The organism is Streptomyces albipurpureus, assembly GCF_023701525.1.
Lineage (GTDB): Bacteria > Actinomycetota > Actinomycetes > Streptomycetales > Streptomycetaceae > Streptomyces > Streptomyces albipurpureus.
In genome coordinates this window covers 258,356-275,657 of the sequence record NZ_JAMQAW010000012.1, presented here as the reverse complement: position 1 = coordinate 275,657, position 17,302 = coordinate 258,356, and the positions used below count along the sequence as shown (strand labels likewise).

The 17,302-nt window shown below is 69.3% G+C and carries 11 protein-coding genes; 8 read left to right on the top strand and 3 right to left on the bottom strand.

The annotated features are described in order from the left end of the window. Genes NBG84_RS16895 through NBG84_RS16870 form a run of 6 tightly spaced genes read left to right on the top strand, consistent with a single transcriptional unit; the run spans position 1 to position 7,206 of the window. Positions 1-3,132 carry a type I polyketide synthase gene (locus NBG84_RS16895; RefSeq protein ID WP_250920287.1) on the top strand — a complete coding sequence of 1,044 codons (3,132 nt, stop codon included), beginning with the start codon at positions 1-3 and terminating at the stop codon, positions 3,130-3,132. Positions 3,133-3,134: 2 nt separating this feature from the next. Further along, a complete protein-coding gene (locus tag NBG84_RS16890; protein WP_250920286.1) occupies positions 3,135-3,995 on the top strand; it encodes a 3-hydroxyacyl-CoA dehydrogenase family protein in 861 nt (286 codons plus the stop codon). Beyond that, positions 3,995-4,666 carry an O-methyltransferase gene (locus tag NBG84_RS16885; protein ID WP_250920285.1) on the top strand — a complete coding sequence of 224 codons (672 nt, stop codon included), beginning with the start codon at positions 3,995-3,997 and terminating at the stop codon, positions 4,664-4,666. The genes NBG84_RS16890 and NBG84_RS16885 overlap by 1 nt, the downstream gene beginning before the upstream one ends. Positions 4,667-4,681: 15 nt before the next feature. Continuing rightward, positions 4,682-4,957, top strand: a complete 276-nt coding sequence (locus tag NBG84_RS16880) for an acyl carrier protein (RefSeq protein ID WP_250920284.1) — start codon at positions 4,682-4,684, stop codon at positions 4,955-4,957. Continuing rightward, positions 4,950-6,050: an acyl-CoA dehydrogenase family protein gene (locus NBG84_RS16875; protein ID WP_250920283.1), complete on the top strand. Its 1,101-nt coding sequence runs from the start codon at positions 4,950-4,952 to the stop codon at positions 6,048-6,050. The genes NBG84_RS16880 and NBG84_RS16875 overlap by 8 nt, the downstream gene beginning before the upstream one ends. Positions 6,051-6,081: 31 nt before the next feature. Then, a complete protein-coding gene (locus tag NBG84_RS16870) occupies positions 6,082-7,206 on the top strand; it encodes an HAD-IIIC family phosphatase (RefSeq protein WP_250920282.1) in 1,125 nt (374 codons plus the stop codon). A 299-nt stretch (positions 7,207-7,505) separates the two neighbouring features. Here NBG84_RS16870 and NBG84_RS16865 read toward each other — a convergent pair whose 3' ends face one another. Beyond that, a complete protein-coding gene (locus tag NBG84_RS16865; protein ID WP_250920281.1) occupies positions 7,506-9,038 on the bottom strand; it encodes an FAD-dependent monooxygenase in 1,533 nt (510 codons plus the stop codon). 542 nt (positions 9,039-9,580) lie between these two features. On the opposite strand from NBG84_RS16865, the gene NBG84_RS16860 reads away from it, so the two are divergent. Next, entirely contained in the window at positions 9,581-10,786 is a 1,206-nt protein-coding gene (locus NBG84_RS16860) for a cytochrome P450 (RefSeq protein WP_250920280.1), read from the top strand. 274 nt (positions 10,787-11,060) lie between these two features. Then, a complete protein-coding gene (locus NBG84_RS16855) occupies positions 11,061-14,333 on the top strand; it encodes a non-ribosomal peptide synthetase (RefSeq protein WP_308312072.1) in 3,273 nt (1,090 codons plus the stop codon). A gap of 352 nt (positions 14,334-14,685) precedes the next feature. Here NBG84_RS16855 and NBG84_RS16850 read toward each other — a convergent pair whose 3' ends face one another. After that, positions 14,686-15,762, bottom strand: a complete 1,077-nt coding sequence (locus tag NBG84_RS16850; protein ID WP_250920278.1) for a PP2C family protein-serine/threonine phosphatase — start codon at positions 15,760-15,762, stop codon at positions 14,686-14,688. Positions 15,763-16,316: 554 nt separating this feature from the next. Then, entirely contained in the window at positions 16,317-17,078 is a 762-nt protein-coding gene (locus NBG84_RS16845; protein ID WP_250920277.1) for an SDR family NAD(P)-dependent oxidoreductase, read from the bottom strand. Positions 17,079-17,302 lie beyond the last annotated feature (224 nt).

Below are 17,302 nucleotides of genomic sequence, written 5' to 3'. Positions count from 1 at the left end.
ATGGACCACTCCGCGGAGCCCGCGGCGGACGGCGCGGACCGGGTCGAGCGGGCGCTGCGCACGCTGCTGGAGGAGCGCGACCGCCTCCGGCGGGAGAACGACGCCCTGAAGGCCCGGCGCGGCGAGCCGATCGCCGTGGTGGCCATGGCGTGCCGCTTTCCCGGAGGCGTGTCGTCGCCCGAGCAACTGTGGGACGCGATCCGCGGCGGTCTGGACCTGGTGGAGGAGTTCCCGCAGGACCGCGGCTGGCGGGACGTGTTCGACCACGATCCCGACACCCTCGGCGGCTCGTATGTGCGGCACGGAGGCTTCCTGGCGGACGTGGCGGATTTCGACGCGGACTTCTTCGGCATCAGCCCGCGAGAGGCGCTGGCGATCGACCCCCAGCAGCGCCTGTTGCTGGAGACGTCGTGGGAGGTGTTCGAGCGCGCGGGCATCGTTCCCGCCGACCTGCGCGGGGCCGACGTCGGTGTCTTCTCAGGAGTGAGCTCGCCCGAGTACGGGCTGCGCTTCCTGGAGGCGAGCCAGCACGAACTGGAGGGCCACCTGTCGTTCGGGAGCGCGCTGAGCGTCGCCTCCGGCCGGGTGGCCTACGAGCTGGGGCTGACCGGCCCGGCGGTGACCGTGGACACGGCGTGTTCGTCGTCGCTGGTGGCCGCGCACCTGGCGGTCCAGTCGCTGCGTTCCGGGGAGTGCTCCCTCGCGCTGGCGGGAGGGGCGGCGGTGATGTCGACACCCGCGGCCTTCGTGTCGTTCTCCCGGCAGCGCGGCCTGTCGGCCGACGGCCGGTGCAAGGCCTTCGCGAACGCCGCCGACGGGACCGGTTGGGCCGAGGGCGTGGGCGTGCTGCTCCTTGAGCGGTTGTCCGACGCCCGCCGCGACGGCCACCCCGTCCTCGCCGTCCTCCGCGGTTCCGCGGTGAACCAGGACGGCGCCAGCAACGGGTTGACCGCTCCCAGCGGCCGCGCCCAGCAGCAGGTGATCCGCAGGGCGCTGGCGGACGCGGGGGTCCCGGCCTCCGAGGTGGACCTGGTCGAAGCCCACGGCACCGGAACCGTGCTGGGGGACCCGGTCGAGGCGGACGCCCTGCTGGCGACCTACGGGCAGGGCCGGGCCGAGGGCAGGCCCCTCTGGCTGGGGTCCCTGAAGTCGAACATGGGCCACGCCCAGGCCGCCGCCGGGGTCGCCGGGGTCATCAAGGCCGTGATGGCCATCCGCAACGGGTTCCTGCCGAAGACCTTGCACGTGGACGAGCCGTCACGGCACGTTGACTGGTCATCCGGTGCGGTCGAACTGCTGGTGGAGGGGCGTGAGTGGCCCCGGGCGGACGGCCCGCGGAGGGCCGGGGTGTCGTCGTTCGGATTCAGCGGCACCAACGCGCACGTGATCCTGGAAGAGGAACCGCCGGTGGATGACCAGGCTGCCGAGCCCGGTCCGGGCCCGGCCGTCGTCGGCGGCCTTGTGCCGTGGGCGGTGTCGGGCAGGAAGGCGGCGGCCTTGCGGCGGCAGGCGGACAAGCTGCGCGACTTCGTCGCCGCCGATCCAGGCGCCGACATCGCCGATGTCGGTTGGTCACTGGTGTCGAGCCGGTCGGACTTCGGCCACCGTGCGGTGGTCCTTGGCCGCGACCGAGACGAACTGCTCAGCGGTCTGACGGCGTTGAGCGACGGTTCGGAGCCCCCCGGGGTGGTACGTGGTGTCGCCGGGGAGCTCGGTGGCGTGGTCTTCATGTTCCCGGGGCAGGGGTCGCAATGGGTCGGCATGGGACGGCAGTTGTACGACGCCTTCCCCGTTTTCGCGCGCGGCCTCGACGAGTGCGCCACCGCGTTGGCCGAGTGGGTCGACTGGTCGCTGCTCGACGTGGTGCGCGGCGTGGAGGGGGCGCCCTCACTGGACCGGCTGGACGTCGTTCAGCCGGCACTGTTCTCCGTGATGGTGTCCATGGCCGCCCTGTGGCGGTCCTGGGGAGTGGAACCGGCCGCCGTGGTGGGACACAGCCAGGGCGAGATAGCCGCCGCCCACGTGTGCGGCGCGCTGTCGATGCGTGACGCCGCCAAGGTGGTGGCGCTTCGCAGCAAGGCTCTGGTCGACCTGGTCGGCCATGGCGGGATGGCGTCGGTCGCGGCGTCCGCGGACCTCGTGGCGGCACGTCTGGCTCCGTGGAACGACCGGCTGAGCGTCGCCGTCGTCAACGGTCCCCGCTCCGTGGTGGTTTCCGGGGAGCCGGACGCGCTCGACGAATTCCTTGAGAAGATGAATGTCGAAGGCGTTCAGACCCGGAGGATATCGGTTGACTACGCCTCCCATTCACACCAGGTGAGCCGGGTCCGGGACCGGGTGATCGCACCACTGTCCGGCCTGAGCCCCAAGACGTCGACGCTGCCCTTCTACTCGACCCTGCGCGGCGAGGCAATCGACACGGCAGAGCTGAACGGCACCTACTGGTACGACAACCTGCGCGAGAAGGTCCTCTTCGAGTCCTCCGTCCGGCGGCTGGTGGACGACGGTTTCCGGGTGTTCATCGAGATGAGCCCGCACCCCGTTCTGGCCGTCCCGGTGCAGGAGATGGTCGAGGAACTGCCCGACGCGGTGGTCCTGTCCTCGGCGCGCCGGGACCGGGGGGAGGTGGAGTCGGTGGTCGGCTCGCTGGCCCAGTTGCACGTCCGGGGCGGTGCCGTGGACTGGGCTGCCCTGTTCGGGGCGCGCCGACGGGTTGACCTGCCGACGTACGCGTTCCGGCGGCAGCGGTACTGGCTGTACTCCTCGCCTGAGGCGGGCGCGGCGCAGACGCCCTTGGCAGAGCTGCCCACGGATGATGACGACCCCGTCCCCCTGCCGGAGATGATCTCCGGTCTCCCCGACGACGAGGCGACGGCACTTGTCCTTGACCACGTCCTCAGGAAGGTCGCCGCCGTGCTCGGCCAACCCTCCGACGAGCCCGTCGATCCCGATCAGGAGTTCATCAAGCTGGGATTCGACTCGCTGCTCGCGGTGCAGTTGAGCAAACGCCTCGCCGCCATGACCGAACTCAAGATGAGGCCGAACCTGGTACTGAGACACCCGACACCCAGACTGGTCGCCGGGCACATCATGACTTCCCTTCGGGGCCTTTCGGAAAGCAAGCTGGGGTGATTATGGGAACTCCGTCTGCCGCCGTGTTCGGGGCGGGAGTGATGGGCATCGGCATCGCCACCCTCGTCGTCGGGCGAGGCCTGCCGGTCACGCTCGTGGACGTGGACCAGGCGCGGCTGGACAAGGCAAGCGAGCGGGTGCGGGACGAGCTTCGGCTCGCGTACATGATGGGATCCCTGCCGCGGAGCGGACCGACCGGTGAGCTGCGGATCGCCCACTCCGCTGCGGCGGCGGCGGAGTCGGCGGAGGAGGCGACCTGGGTGATCGAGGCGATCACCGAGGACGCCGAGCTGAAAGCCGAGCTGCACAAGGAGATCGCGGCCGTGTTCGCGCCGGGAACGCCGCGGATCACCAACACCTCGTCCATCCCGGTCGACGAGCTCGCCGGCCAGGTCCCGTCCCCCGCGGACCTGGTCGGCGTTCACTTCATGAACCCGGCCTATCTGATCGGCACGCTTGAGGTCGTTCGCGGACCGCGTACGGGTGAACGGGCCATGTCGGCCGTGCGGGACCTGCTGTCCGCACTGGGCAGGAAGGGGATCGTGGTCGGCGACGGCCCCGGCTTCGTCACCAGCCGGGTGCTGCACCGCATGATCAACGACGCTGCCAACGTCGTCGAGGAGGGCCGGGCCACCGTCGAGGACGTCGACGCGCTGATGGAGGGCTGCCTCGGACATCCAACGGGTCCGCTGCGGACCGCCGACCTGATCGGAATCGACAACCTCGTCGACTCCCTGGAGGTGCTGTACGAGCGCACCGGAGACGAAGGCTGCCGCCCGAGTGAGCTGCTCCGGCGCAAGGTCGCGGAAGGCGACCACGGGCGCAAGACCGGCCGCGGCTTCTACGAGTACGGGGCCCCCTGATGGCCGGCCAGGTGGAGCTCACCGAGCGCCTGCTCGACTATGTGCGGTCGGTCTCCCTGCGCGACGACGAGATCCTGCGCGACCTGATCGCCGAGACGGCGCTCATGCCGGCGCTCAACGCCATGGTGACCATGCCGGAAGAGGCGCAGATGCTCGCTCTGCTGGTCGGTCTCACCGGTGCCGACCAGGTGCTGGAGATAGGCACGTTCACCGGCTACAGCACCCTGTGCATGGCACGTGCGCTGCCGCCCGGCGGCCGGATCGTCACCTGTGACGTCAGCGAGCGCTGGACCAAGGTCGCCAGCCGGTACTGGACTCGTGCCGGGGTGGCCGACCGGATCGAACTGCGGCTCGGGGACGGCGCGGAGACCATGTCGAAGCTGCTCACCGAGCGTGGGCCGGAGACCTTCGACCTGGTCTTCATCGACGCCGACAAGACCGGCTACGCGCACTACTACGAGCAGGCACTGGTCCATCTGCGGGTCGGCGGCCTGGTGGTACTCGACAACACGCTCTACGTCGGACGGGTCGCGGATCCGGAAGCGGACGATCCCGACACCATGGCCATCCGCGCGCTCAACGCCTCGCTGCACGGCGACAAGAGGGTCGACCTGTCGATGCTCGTGATGGCGGACGGGATCACGCTGGCCCGGAAGAACAAGGTGAACTGAGAGAGGGATCAACTCATGACGGACTCGACGATCACGTCATCGGTCGCTGACATCGAGCAGCGGATCGGTGAGTTTCTCAAGGCGAAGACCAAGACGACCTGGGAGCCGGAGGTGGACCTGTTCGCCTCCGGAACGGTCTCCTCGCTCTTCGCGATGGAGCTGGTGGTGTTCGTGGAGGGGACGTTCGGCGTCACAGTGGAGGGCGCCGACCTGGCGCTCGACAACTTCCGTACCCTGCGCTCCATGAGCTCCCTGGTGACCCGGCTACGCGGCGGCGACGCCGGTGCTTGAGACCCTGACCGCACTGGTCACCGACACGGTCGCCGACGCCGCGGGCGAGTGGGACGTCTCGGGCGAGATCCCGATCGGTGTCCTGCGGGGACTGGGCTCGAAGGGCGCGCTGTGCGCCGAGGCGGCCCCCGAGTTCGGCGGCCTCGGCCTGTCCGGAATGGACAACGGGCAGCTCACCGCGCACACCGGTACGCTGTGCAGCTCGCTGCGCAGTGTGATGACCTCCCAGGGGATGGCCGCTTGGGCGGTCCAGCGCTTCGGTGACCACACGCAGCGCGCGGAGTACATCGGCCGCCTCACCGGCGGGGACCTGGCCGCGGTGGCGTTCAGCGAGCCGGGCGCCGGCAGCGACCTCGCCGCGATGACCACCGAGATCCGGCGCGACGGCGATGAGATCGTCATCGACGGCACCAAGACGTGGATCACCGTCGCCGCCTACGCCGACTGGATCGTGGTGTTCGGCCGCTACGACGTCGGCGGCGCCGTAGCCGTGGTGCCGGCGTCGGCCCCCGGTGTCCGGGTGACACGGGTGGCCGCCCCGCTCGGCTGCCGCGCGGCCGGGCACGCCTCCGTGGTGCTCGACGACGTCCGGCTGCCCGCGAAGAACCTGCTCGCGGTGGCCGGCCAGCCGGTCGTCATGCTGACCACCATCGCCCTGACCTACGGCCGCCTTTCGGTGGCCTGGGGATGCGTCGGCATCCTGCGCGCCTGTCTCACGGCCGCCGTCCGGCACGCCGGAAGCCGTGAGCAGTTCGGAAAGCCCCTGCTGCGGCACCAACTCGTCGCACGTCACCTGGCCGAGCTCTACACCGCGGAGCGGACGGCGACGTTCGCGTGTGAGGAAGCCGGCCGCAGCTGGGACGGTGGTTCGCCGGAGCAGGTACAGGCGGCGGTCCTCGCCAAGCACGTCGCGGCCCAGAACGCCGCGCGTGGCGCCGCGTCGGCGATGCAGGTGCTCGCCTCCGCCGGCGCGACGGGCGGGCACGTGGTGGAACGGGCCTACCGCGACGCGAAGTTGATGGAGGTCATCGAGGGCAGCAACGAGATCTGCCAGTTGATCCTCGCCGAGCATGCTGCCTCGACGGCGAACTGAGAGGCCGTACGGGCACGAGACGGGAGCGGACATGCCTGAAGCACATCCGATCGTGAAATGTCTGATCTGGGATCTCGACAACACACTGTGGGACGGCACGCTGACCGAGGACGGTCACGTCGGGATCGACGACGCCGTCCGCGAGGTGGTGAGGGGGCTCGACGCGCGGGGGGTGCTGCAGGCAGTGGCGAGCCGCAACGACCACGACGAGGCCTGGACCCGGCTTGAGAAGCTCGGCGTGGCCGGGTACTTCGTCCTGCCGCACATCAACTGGGGCCCGAAGTCGCAGTCGGTGCGAAGGATCGCCGAGCGGCTGAACTTCTCACTGCGGACGATCGCGTTCATCGACGACCTGCCGAGCGAGCGCGCCGAGGTCGAGTACCACCTGCCGGAAGTCCGGTGCTACCCGGCCGAGCAGGCCCGCGAACTGCTCGCCCTGCCCGAGTTCAGCCCTCCGGTGGTCACCGTCGATGCCCGCCGGCGCCGCCGGATGTACCAGGCCGGGTTCGAAAGGGGCAAGCAGCGCGAGCGGTTCCAGGGCGCCGACGAGGACTTCCTGCGCTCACTCGACCTGGTGATGCACATCGCGGAGGCCAGGGACGAGGAGATCACGCGGGTCGAGGAGCTGACCCTGCGGACCAGCCAGATGAACGCGACCGGTGTGCACTACTCGGACTCCGTCCTGCGTTCGCTGCTGTCCGACGAGCATCACGACGTGTGGGTGGTCTCGATGTCCGACCGCTTCGGACCGCACGGCGCGGTCGGGGTCATGCTGATCGAGAAGACCGCGCGGGCCTGGCGCATCAAGCTGCTCGCGACGTCGTGCCGGGTCGTCTCCTTCGGCGCGGGCACAGTGCTGCTGCGGTGGCTCACCGATGCCGCGGCGCGAGCCGGGGTGCACCTCGTCGCCGACTTCCGGCGTACGGAGCGCAACCGGATGATGGAGGTGGCCTACCGGTTCGCGGGCTTCGCCACCGCGCAATGCCCCTGTCTCGCCGCGCTCTCACCGCCCGAGGGCACCGAGTGCCTCCATCTGGAGCCGGTCCGGCAGGCCCCGCCGACGACCATGCGTGTCGTCGCTCCCGCGCCGCCCGACAGCGGGCGAACAGCGGAATGGCTACGGGCGGCGGCTGCGCGTGGGCAGCACCAGCAGTAGACGACCGATGCCACGAGGGTGGCCGCGCGAGCGAGAGGGGAGCCAAACGTCGGTGCGGAAGAAGGAGCTTGACCCCGGGACCGCACCGGACATCAGAACCGACGACCTGCCGAAGGCATCGCCGTACCTCGCGCGGTGGCGGCCGAGCGTCGGGATCGCTCGAAACCCAGCGGTGCCGAGCTGGTCAGGCCTGCGATGAGGCGGGCTGTGCTCGGCCTCACCTCCGAGGTCCTTTGCCCCGGTGGCTGTGCCATGTCCGAACCCCAGAACCCGCGCACCGCCTCCGCCTGTCACAACCACTACCTCGGGTGGCGTCTCCCCCTGCCAAGGCGGGGGCCGAACCAGGTGGTGAGGGCGGTTTGGAGTGTGGTGGTGTCCGGTGTGCCCCTGACGGTCGCCCAGGCGACATGGCCGTCGGGGCGGATGAGGAGGGCGGCGGGAGCGGCGATCTCGCCGACGGCCGGGACGGTCCAGTGGTTGTCCTCGCTTCGCGCCTCGACGAGGTCGACGCGATCGCCCCAGCCCTCGGCCGTCGCCGCCACCGCGGCACTGCCGCGCAGGTCGAGCAGTACGGGGCGGGCAGCGTGCAGCAGTTCGTAGACACGGGTCGTGCCGTTGGGTGTTTTGAGGTCGGCGTTGGGGACACGGCGGCCCGTCAGTGGGTGGTCGCCGTCGGCCGGGTACCGGATGCCCAGTGCGGTGAGCATGTCGCGCAGATACCGGTTGACATCGTCGAACACTATGAGCGAGGCGAACACCTCGCGCAGCGCCTCCGTCTGGGCGTCGGGGCGGCTCAGGGCCGCTTGCGCCCGGGTGTTGCGCAGGACGCCTTCGGCGACGGGGTGGCGCTCGGTGTGGTAGCTGTCCAGCAGTCTCTCCGGTGCCTCGCCGCGTATCACCGAGCCGAGCTTCCAACCGAGGTTGACCGCGTCCTGCACTCCCATGTTCAGCCCCTGCCCGCCGGCCGGGAAGTGGATGTGCGCGGCGTCGCCAGCGAGCAGCACCCGGCCCTTTCGGTACTGGGCGGCCTGCCGCGCGGTGTCGTTGAACCGGGAGACCCATCGGGGGCACCGCATGCCGTAGTCGGTGCCGATGAGCCTGATCAGCGACTCCCGGAGCTGCTCGAACGTCGCGGGTTCGTCATGGTCGGTGATGTGGTCGTACTCGGATGTGATCACCCGGTGCCACCCCGGCTCGAAGGCGATCGCCGAGTAGTGGCCGCCCTCACCGCGCCGCCCCCAGACATAGTCCTCCGGCAGGTCGGGGAGTTCGACGTCGCCGATCAGTGAGGTCATCGTCGCCGGAGTGCCGGGGAAGTCGATGTCCGACAGCTTGCGCACCGTGCTGCGCCCGCCGTCGCAGCCCACGAGGTAGCGGGCGCGCACCGTCGCCGGCGCCGCTCGCGGCGTGCCGAGTTCGACCGTCACGCCGGTCTCGTCCTGGTGGACTCCGATCACCTCGGACGACCTGCGTACCCGCAGACCGAGCTCGGCGGCCCACTCCTCCAGCAGCCGCTCGACGACGGGCTGCAGGATTGTCAGCGGGAAGGGGTGCCTGGACTCCGACTCGTCGAATTCGAGATACAGGCCGGAGAAGTGGCCCACCCGCTCCGGTTTGCCGAGCGCCAGGAAGCGGTCCAGGACTCCGCGCTGGTCCAGCACCTCCAGGGTGCGGGAGTGCATCCCGCCGGCTCGCGACTCGCCCGTCCGCTCACCGAGCCGTTCGACCACCATCACCTCGACGCCCGCCAGCCGCAGCTCGCAGGCGAGCATCAAGCCCGTCGGCCCCGCGCCCGCGATCACCACGTCCGTGTCCATGCCGGTGTGTCGCACGTAGCTTCCTCTCACTCCACCGCTTCACTGACGCCGCTGTCGAACCTGCCCTGTCCTGTTGGCGAGACGGTCGCCGCCCGGCGGCTCGACCGCGCGGGGTGTCGGAGTGGTGCGCCGCTCGACTGTCGTCCCGGCATGCCGCCAGTGTCGCCTCGCCGCCATTCATTGGAATTGCCGCGCGGTGTTACGGTCAAGTTCAGTGTCTCGTGATTCTGTGATTCTTGACCGAAGTCGGCTCGTTCGTAGGACGGTTGGGAATCCGACCTTCGAACAGACGGCGGTACGGCGGAGTTGCGCGACAGCCCGGGCCCAACGGGTTCCGATTCCGCCTCACCCAACGCAACGTCAGGAACCACGTCACCAACAAATCGAATGACGTAAACAGGAGCACGAGACCCTAGCGTCATTGCATCGGTTTGCCACCCTCTACCGGGCAAACGCCTTTCGATTGATTGACAACCATTCTGATTGACAATCACGCTGGACGCAGCGTAGCTCCCGACCTTGTATCAAAGGCGAATGTTGCGAAATGAGGATTGTCCATGGGTGAAGCCCTCCATACGGTCGAGACGATGATGCTGGAGCGCCGGCCCGGCTGCCCCTTCGACCCGCCGGCAGAGCTGATCGAGGCCCGCCAGCACGGCCCCATCAGCCGCTTCACCTTTCCCGGCGGAATACCCGGCTGGGTGATCACCGGATTCGACCTGGTCAAATCGGTCCTGGCCGACTCGCGGTTCAGCGCGCGCAAGGAGCTCATGCTCGATCTGTCCATGGACATCACCGGCTGGGAGCCCCCTCCGGCTTCGCCCGGCGAGATGGTGTTCATGGACGAGCCACAACACGGACGCTATCGGAAACCGCTGGCGAGCAGGTTCACCGCACGGCGGATGCGACTGCTCACCACACGCGTCGAGCAGATCACGGCCGACTGCCTGGACGCCATGGAGAAAGCCGGGCCGCCGGTGGACCTGGTGACCGCGTTCGCCAAGCCCATCCCCACCATCATGATCTGCGAGCTGCTGGGGGTGCCGTATGAGGACCGAGGGTACTTCCAGCAGCAGCTCGACGTGTACCTCGGCGGGGAGGCGAGCGCCGAGGAACAGATAGTGGCCTTCTCCGCGGCCCAGCAGTACTTCGCGGAGCTGGTGGCCGCCAAGCGTGCGAACCCCACCGACGACATCCTCAGCGACCTCACCAACAGCGATCTGACCGATGAGGAGCTGCGGGGGATCTGCCACTTCACGATGATGGCCGGGCTCGACACCACCGCGCACACACTGGCGCTGGGCACCTTCGCGCTGCTGCAGAACCCGGCGCAGCTCGCCGCGCTGCGCGCCGATCCGGCGCTCGTCGACCGGGCCGTGGAAGAGCTGCTGCGGTATCTGACCGTGGCCAAGACGTTCATGAGGATGACACTGGAGGACGTCGAGTTGGGCGGGCAGACCATCAAGGCCGGCACGCTGGTCGTCCTGTCGTACAACACCGCCAACCGCGACCCCGAGCGCTTCACCGATCCCCAGGTGCTCGACCTCCGAAGGCAGGACGGGGGGCACTTGGCCTTCGGTCACGGCAGCCATATGTGCGTGGGTCAGCAGCTGGCCCGCATCGAGATGCGGATCGCGTTCCCCGCACTGTTCAACCGCTTCCCCACACTGCGCCTGGCCGTACCGGCCGAGAAGGTCGGGCTGCGCCCGGATATGGCGGCGGTCTACGGGATGACGAGTCTTCCTGTCACCTGGGACGTGTGACTGCGAGCCAGCGAGGCTCATTCGACCGCGCGGAGCGGCCGGCTGGCACTGGTCCCCGCGCCGGGCCGCCCCGGAGCGCCCCAGCTGGACAGAGGCGGGAATCGCCCCGTTGCCTCGTGGGAACGTCCCGGCGGCGGGACACCGCAGGGTTGTTCACAGGCCCGGCGCGTCGCGCCACCTGGTTGTGCCGACCGGTTGATCCCTTCCACAAGGGTGAGAGTGACCTGCGAGTTTCTCCGCTTCCCGGGCTTGAACTACTGAGGGGTTGATCCGTGTGCGTTCGTTCGATGCGTCGTCTGCGCATAAGGGATTGTGGCTGGCGCAGAAAATGTCTGCCGACACGTTGAACCATGCGCTGACCATGTGGGACGTGGACGGTGAGCTGGACTCGGCGGCCATGGATTCCGCGTTCCGGCATGTGATGGACGAGGCGGAAGTGCTGCGCGTCACCTTCGTCGATGACGGCGGCGGGCTGCGGCTGGTGCCTCGGGAGTTGGGGGACTGGCGGCCGTTCTTCCTGGATCTCAGCGTCGCTGCCGATCCCGAGCAGGCGGCGCGTGAAGCGTTGGCAGATATGATCAGGCAGCCGTTCGACCTGGAGCGCGATCTGCTGTTCCGACTGGGCGTGGTCAGACTCGCGGCGGCCCGCTCACTCGTGGTCATCGCCTACCACCACCTCATATCGGACGGCTATGGCGCGGGTGGCCTACTGTCGCGTCGTCTCGCCGAGGTGTACACGGCACTGGTGCGGGGCGCGGAGGTGCCGGAGTTGCCGCACCCGTGGGATGCCGGGTCGTTCGCGGCCGGTGCGACGGAGTACCACGCCTCTCAGCGGTCCGCCGATGACAAGGAGTTCTGGCGCGACTACCTCAAGGATGCGCCCGCGCCCGCGCAGGTTCCGCGCGTCGCCCTGTCCGACGCGGCGCAAGCCGCGCTCTCCGAACCGATGGGCAGCGCCGACCGCTGGTCGGAGCTGGCCGGCTCCATCGGTGTGGTGAGCCGGACACTGACCGTTTCGCGCGCCGAGGCGGACGCGTGGACCAAGGCCGCGCAGTCCATGGGTATGTGGAGGTCGTCGATGTTGACCGCGGCCGCGGCGGTGTACTTCCGGCACAGCTGCGATCGTCCGGAGTTCCTCCTGTCGCTGGCCGTGGGCAACCGGGTCGGGGTCGCGAGCAGGACGCCCGGTCTGGCGGTGAACGTGGTGCCGGTGCGGGTGAGGGTTCCGCTTGACGCGGCCTTCACCGAGATCGCCGACGCCGTCGGCGACCAGACGTATGAGATCTTCGACCACACGGCCTGCCACTACTCGGATATCCAGCACGCGAGCGGAACCGTCCTGAGCGGTCGTGGCAGCTTCGGTGCCGTCATGAACATCGTCGAGTTCGCGGAGCCACTTCACTTCGCCGACAACCCGGCGCGCTCCTTCGGCGGGATCAACGGGGCCTTCAACGAGCTGTCGATCAGCGTCGGCACCGACGGGAGCGCCGACAGCGACTTGTACTTTCGGCTCGATGCCCCCGCGGGCCTGTACTCGCGCGCGGAGCTGAGGTTCATCGGCGCGGAGTTGGTCGCCTTCACCCGGGCCTTGATGGCCGCCGATCCGCGGCTTCCGGTCGGTGCCCTCGACGTGGTGAGCGGTGCCGAGCGGGACCGGGTGCTGACGGAGCCCAACGACACGGACGTACCGCTGCCGACGCTGACGGTTCCGGAGCTGTTCGCCCGCGAGGTGGAGCGGGCCCCCGAGGCCGTCGCGATGGTGTCCTGGGGCTCGGCGGTCTCGTACCGGGAGCTGGACGAGCGGTCGAGCCGCCTCGCCGGGGCGCTGCGACGCCGGGGAATCGGATCCGAGGCAGTCGTGGCGGTGGCGCTGCCGCGGTCGGTGGACCTGGCCGTCGCCTTGCTGGCGGTGGTGAAAGCGGGCGGCGCCTATCTGCCGGTCGACCCCACCCACCCGGCGGAGCGGATCGAGCCGGTGGTCAGTGACTGCTCGGTGCGCGCACTGCTCACCGACGCGGCGACGGCCGAAGAGCTCTCTGCCGTTCTGGGCGTTCCGGCGATCGTGTTGGGCGAGCTCCGGTCGGACACCGCGGACGATGACGGCAAGGGTGCGCGAGAGGTCCCGGTCCCGTCGCACCAGGACAGCACGATGGCCGTGATGTACGGCTCCGGATCGCCCGGCGCGGCCACCGCGGTCGCGGTGACGCACCGGAACATGCAGCGGCTCGTCATGGATCGTCGCTGGCGGCAAGGCGGCCAAGGCGCCGTGTTGTGGCATTCGCCGCACACCTCCGACGCGCTCGCCCTCGAACTGTGGGTGCCCTTGCTGAACGGCGGCCGGGTGGTCGTGGCTCCTCCGGGCGAGCTGGACCCCGACGACCTGGCGGAGTCCCGCACAGCGGACGAGGTCTCCACGGTGTGGCTGTCCTCGGGGCTGTTCGCCGCGATCGCGGCGGAACGTCCCGAGTGCCTGTCCGGGTTGCGTGAGGTGTGGACCGGGGGTGACCGCGTCTCCGCGGCCGCGGTGCGACGGGTGCGGGAGGCGTGCCCCGGCCTGACGATCGTCCGCGGTCACGGTCCGACCGAGACGACCGTGTTCGCCGCGTGCCACAGCCTGGCCGCGGACGGGCCGGTGCACTCGGGCATGATCGGCCGCCCGATGGACAACACCGCCCTCTACGCACTGGGCCCTGGACTGGCGCCGGTGCGCGTCGGCGTGACCGGAGATCTGTACGCGGCCGGGCCCGGCGTGGCGCGGGGGTATCCCGGGCGCCCCGGGCAGACCGCGGAGCGGTTTGTGCCCTGTCCGTTCGGTCCGCCCGGCGGGCGCATGTACCGGACCGGAGATCGCGTGCGATGGGCTACCGACGGCGATGACGCCGGCTGGCTTGAGTACGTGGGCCGATCCGACGCCCGGGCGGAGGTACGCGGTTCCGGGGTCGATGTGGCCGAGATCGAAGAGGCGCTGTCCGAGCACCCCGGGCTGGCGCAGTCGGTCGTGGTCGGCGGGGAGGACCACTCCGGGCGGCGGTGCCTGGTTGCCTATGTGGTCCCGGTGGGCGGCCGGGCCGACGACGGCACAGGTGCCCGCGACCTGCAGTCCGGCCCTTCAGGCGACGAGTTGCGCCGGTTCGCCGCGGGTCGCTTGCCGGAGTTCATGGTGCCGTCGGTGTTCATGGTGCTGGAACGCCTGCCGACGACGGCCGGCGGGAGGGTGGACCTGGCGTCGCTACCGGGGCCCGAGTTCGGCGGCCGACAGTACCGGGCGCCGCGCAACGACACCGAACGGGTTCTGACCGAGGCGTTCGCCGAAGTGCTGGAGCTGGACCAAGTGGGCATCGACGACGACTTCTTCGACCTCGGCGGCAACTCGCTGCGGGCGATCAGGCTGGTCGGCCTGATCCGTGCGGAGCTGAACCACGAAGTCTCCATCCGTACGCTGTTCGCGGTACGCACCGTCACCGGTCTGTCCGACATGTGGAGCAGCCTCACCCAGTCCAGCAGACCAGCTCTGCGCAGGAGGACGAAGGACGGCCACGTCCTCTGAACGTTGTCCGAGCCCCGCTGCCAGGCGCACAGGCGTGAGGAATTCGACGCGCTGCCGGTCGACTCCATCACGTCTCGGGAGTGGTGGTCGGACCCGATCGCCAGGCGTTCGAGAGGTCGCCGACGATCCGTGGGATGGCGCCTTGACGCCCCGCTCGTGTACGCCGGTCCGTTGACGTGCCGAGGTGCCGGGTTCGGATGCCTGGGCACCTTGGAGGACAAGACCATGATCAAGGCCGTCGATTGCGACAACGACCAGGGCGTTAGCGCGGCACGCCAACGGGGCTTCCGGTGCCGACTCGCCGGGACTGGGTGAGGTTGGAGGAGTGCGCTGCGTGGGGCAGCCAAGCGGTTCAGCTGATGGTGACGGCGAGTGTGGCCATGTCGTCGTCGCGGGGGCCGCCGGTCCAGCGGTGGATGCCGTTGGCGAGTTCGTCGAGTACGGCGGTGGGTGTGGTGGGTTCGGTGGTGAGGAGATGGAGGTCGGTGACGGGGTCGTAGAAGGTTCCGTGGTGGTTTCGGGCCTCGGTGACGCCGTCGGTGACGAAGAGCAGGACGTCGCCGGGGAAGAGGGGGAAGTGGTCGGCCTCCGCGCGTTGGGCGGTGAGGTCTCCCATGCCCAGGGGGAGGTCGGGCGTGGTGGCGGTCAGTGCGGTGATGCGGCCGCCGCGGATGAGGTAGGGGTCGGGATGACCTCGGTTGATCACCTCCAGGGTGTGGTTGTGATGGTCGATCTGGGCGATGAGGGCGGTGGTGAATTCTTCGTCGCGATCGAGAAGGTGGTGCTGGACGCTGTCGCGTTCGAGGGACTGCTCCAGCCGGACGGCGAGTTCACCGATGTCGGGCACGCAGTGGGCCGCTTCGCGAAACGCACCGATCAGGGTGGAGATGGTGGACACGGCTCCCAGTCCTTTGCCGCGCACGTCACCCATGATGATGCGGACTCCGAAAGGGGTGTCCTGGATGGCGTAGGCATCGCCGCCGATCCGCGCTTCGGCGTCCGCCGCCTCGTAGCGGGCCGAGACCTCCAGGGGTCCGATGCGCGGGGGAGGAGTGGGCAGGACCGCGCGCTGTATTGCCTCGGCCACGGATCGCACGGTGGCGAGTTGCCTGCTGTGGCGGTCGAGCATGCGGTTCAAGTCGAGGCCGAAGACAACGGCGATCAGGACATTGAAGATCTCCGACCAGCCTGTGGCACTGGTCAACAACTCGGCCTGCCAGTCCAGCAGCACCGTGACACCGAGGGCGAACGCCCCGGTCCATGCTGCGCCCCGGAAGGTCAGCACTCCGCCGGCCAGTACGCACGCGGAGGCGATGAGCGGCACACCCGTATGGACGTCCGGTGTTGTGACGTCGAAGACGGCCGCGGCGATCACGAGGGCGAGCGGAAACCATCGTGCGTACGGCCACCGGGTAGTGAGCCGGTCCATCCCTCGGTCCCCAGAGCAGCTCGACGACGGGTGGGGGTGCGTTCCCAGCCCTAACCGAACGGGTTCCCGGCCAAACCACCGCCCGGCCAAACGGCCGTTATGGCCGGTGTGCCCCGCCGCCCCAGTGAGCTGTGGACGGCCCCGCACGGCCGGAACCGACCTGACAAGGGTGGTCCCGGCCGCGTAGGCGGTCCCCGGGGTGGCGCGCCTCGGCGAGGAGGCCCCCTGAAGGTGCCGCCCCCTACCGGTCCGGCAGCGCGACGGTTCCCGCGCTCGATGTGCCCGCGTCCAGGAGAGCCCATGTGTACCCGTCTCGTTCAGAGGGTGTGTCCTGGACGGGGCCCTGGGCGCCCTCCGGTACTGACGGTCGAGCGAGCGGGGCACATGGGCGACTTCGGTGGCTTCGTTGAGCGAGCCCGGCGGAACCAGCCCGCCGGAGACGATCGGCAGCCTGCCGGAGTTCGTTGGTGAGCCTGTTCTCCGCTCCTCAGGAGCCCACCACAACAAGGGCGCGGGCCGGGTCGGTTCGGTGGCTCGTGCGCCGGTGTCCGTGCCTACACCGCGAGGTAGCCTCCATCGACGGGGATCGCCGCGCCGGTGACGAAGGACGCGCTGTCCGACAGAAGCCAGGCTACGGCTTCGCTGACCTCGCTCGGCTTGGCGAAGCGGCCGAGCAGGTGCCGCTGCCGGAGGCCGTCGAAGATGCCGGCGAAGTTGGGTTCTTCTGCGATGCGGGCGACCATGGGGGTTTCCACGATGCCTGGCAGTACGGCGTTGACGCGGATGCCATCCTTTCCGTAGTCCGCGGCGGCAGCGCGGGTGAGGCCGATGACTCCGTGTTTGGCGGCCACGTACTCGGCTGCGTTGGGGACAGCGACCTGGCCCAGTGCTGATGCCGTGTTGACGATCGATCCGCGGGTGCCGGCTTCCAGCATCGCGGCGATCTGGTACTTCAGGGAGTAGAAGACCCCGGTCAGGTCGACCCGGATCGCGCGGTCCCACTGGGCGCTGGTGAGCTGGTGGAGAGGGGTGGCGGCCTGCTCGACGCCAGCGTTGTTGAATGCCCCGTCGAGCCTGCCGTAATGCTCGATGGTCTTGGCCACCAGCGCCTCGGCCTCCGCCTCCACGGTGATGTCCGCTCTCATGAACGCGGCGTCTCCCCCCGCGTCCCGGATGGCCTCGGCGATCTTCTCACCCGACTCGCTGATGTCCGTGACGACGACCTTCGCGCCCCGGGCGCCCAGCAGTCGCGCGGTCTCCGCGCCGATACCACCGGCCGCGCCGGTCACCATGACAACTCGGTCCTTGATGTCCATAGCTCTGTGCTCCTCAGCTCTGTCGGAAGAAGACTCTGTTGAGAAAAGTCCAGCGAAGGTGAATGCGGCGAAGGCGCATCTGGAGAGACGCGTTCGGTCGAACAGAAATCCCACGAGAACGAATTGATCGAACACGCGTCCACTGAAAGCGCATCCTTCGAAAGCGATGCAGAAACGTTTCAGCGATGCGAAATGAACTGCCCTGCTCTCGGCGGTCCTTCGCT

What these genes read in the sequence shown, in the direction of transcription:
- NBG84_RS16895 (WP_250920287.1), top strand. Translation starts at nt 1, where the DNA reads ATGGACCACTCCGCGGAGCCCGCGGCGGACGGCGCGGACCGGGTCGAG.
- NBG84_RS16860 (WP_250920280.1), top strand. Translation starts at nt 9,581, where the DNA reads ATGGGTGAAGCCCTCCATACGGTCGAGACGATGATGCTGGAGCGCCGG.
- NBG84_RS16885 (WP_250920285.1), top strand. Translation starts at nt 3,995, where the DNA reads ATGGCCGGCCAGGTGGAGCTCACCGAGCGCCTGCTCGACTATGTGCGG.
- NBG84_RS16870 (WP_250920282.1), top strand. Translation starts at nt 6,082, where the DNA reads ATGCCTGAAGCACATCCGATCGTGAAATGTCTGATCTGGGATCTCGAC.
- NBG84_RS16880 (WP_250920284.1), top strand. Translation starts at nt 4,682, where the DNA reads ATGACGGACTCGACGATCACGTCATCGGTCGCTGACATCGAGCAGCGG.
- NBG84_RS16850 (WP_250920278.1), bottom strand. Translation starts at nt 15,762, where the DNA reads ATGGACCGGCTCACTACCCGGTGGCCGTACGCACGATGGTTTCCGCTC.
- NBG84_RS16845 (WP_250920277.1), bottom strand. Translation starts at nt 17,078, where the DNA reads ATGGACATCAAGGACCGAGTTGTCATGGTGACCGGCGCGGCCGGTGGT.
- NBG84_RS16890 (WP_250920286.1), top strand. Translation starts at nt 3,135, where the DNA reads ATGGGAACTCCGTCTGCCGCCGTGTTCGGGGCGGGAGTGATGGGCATC.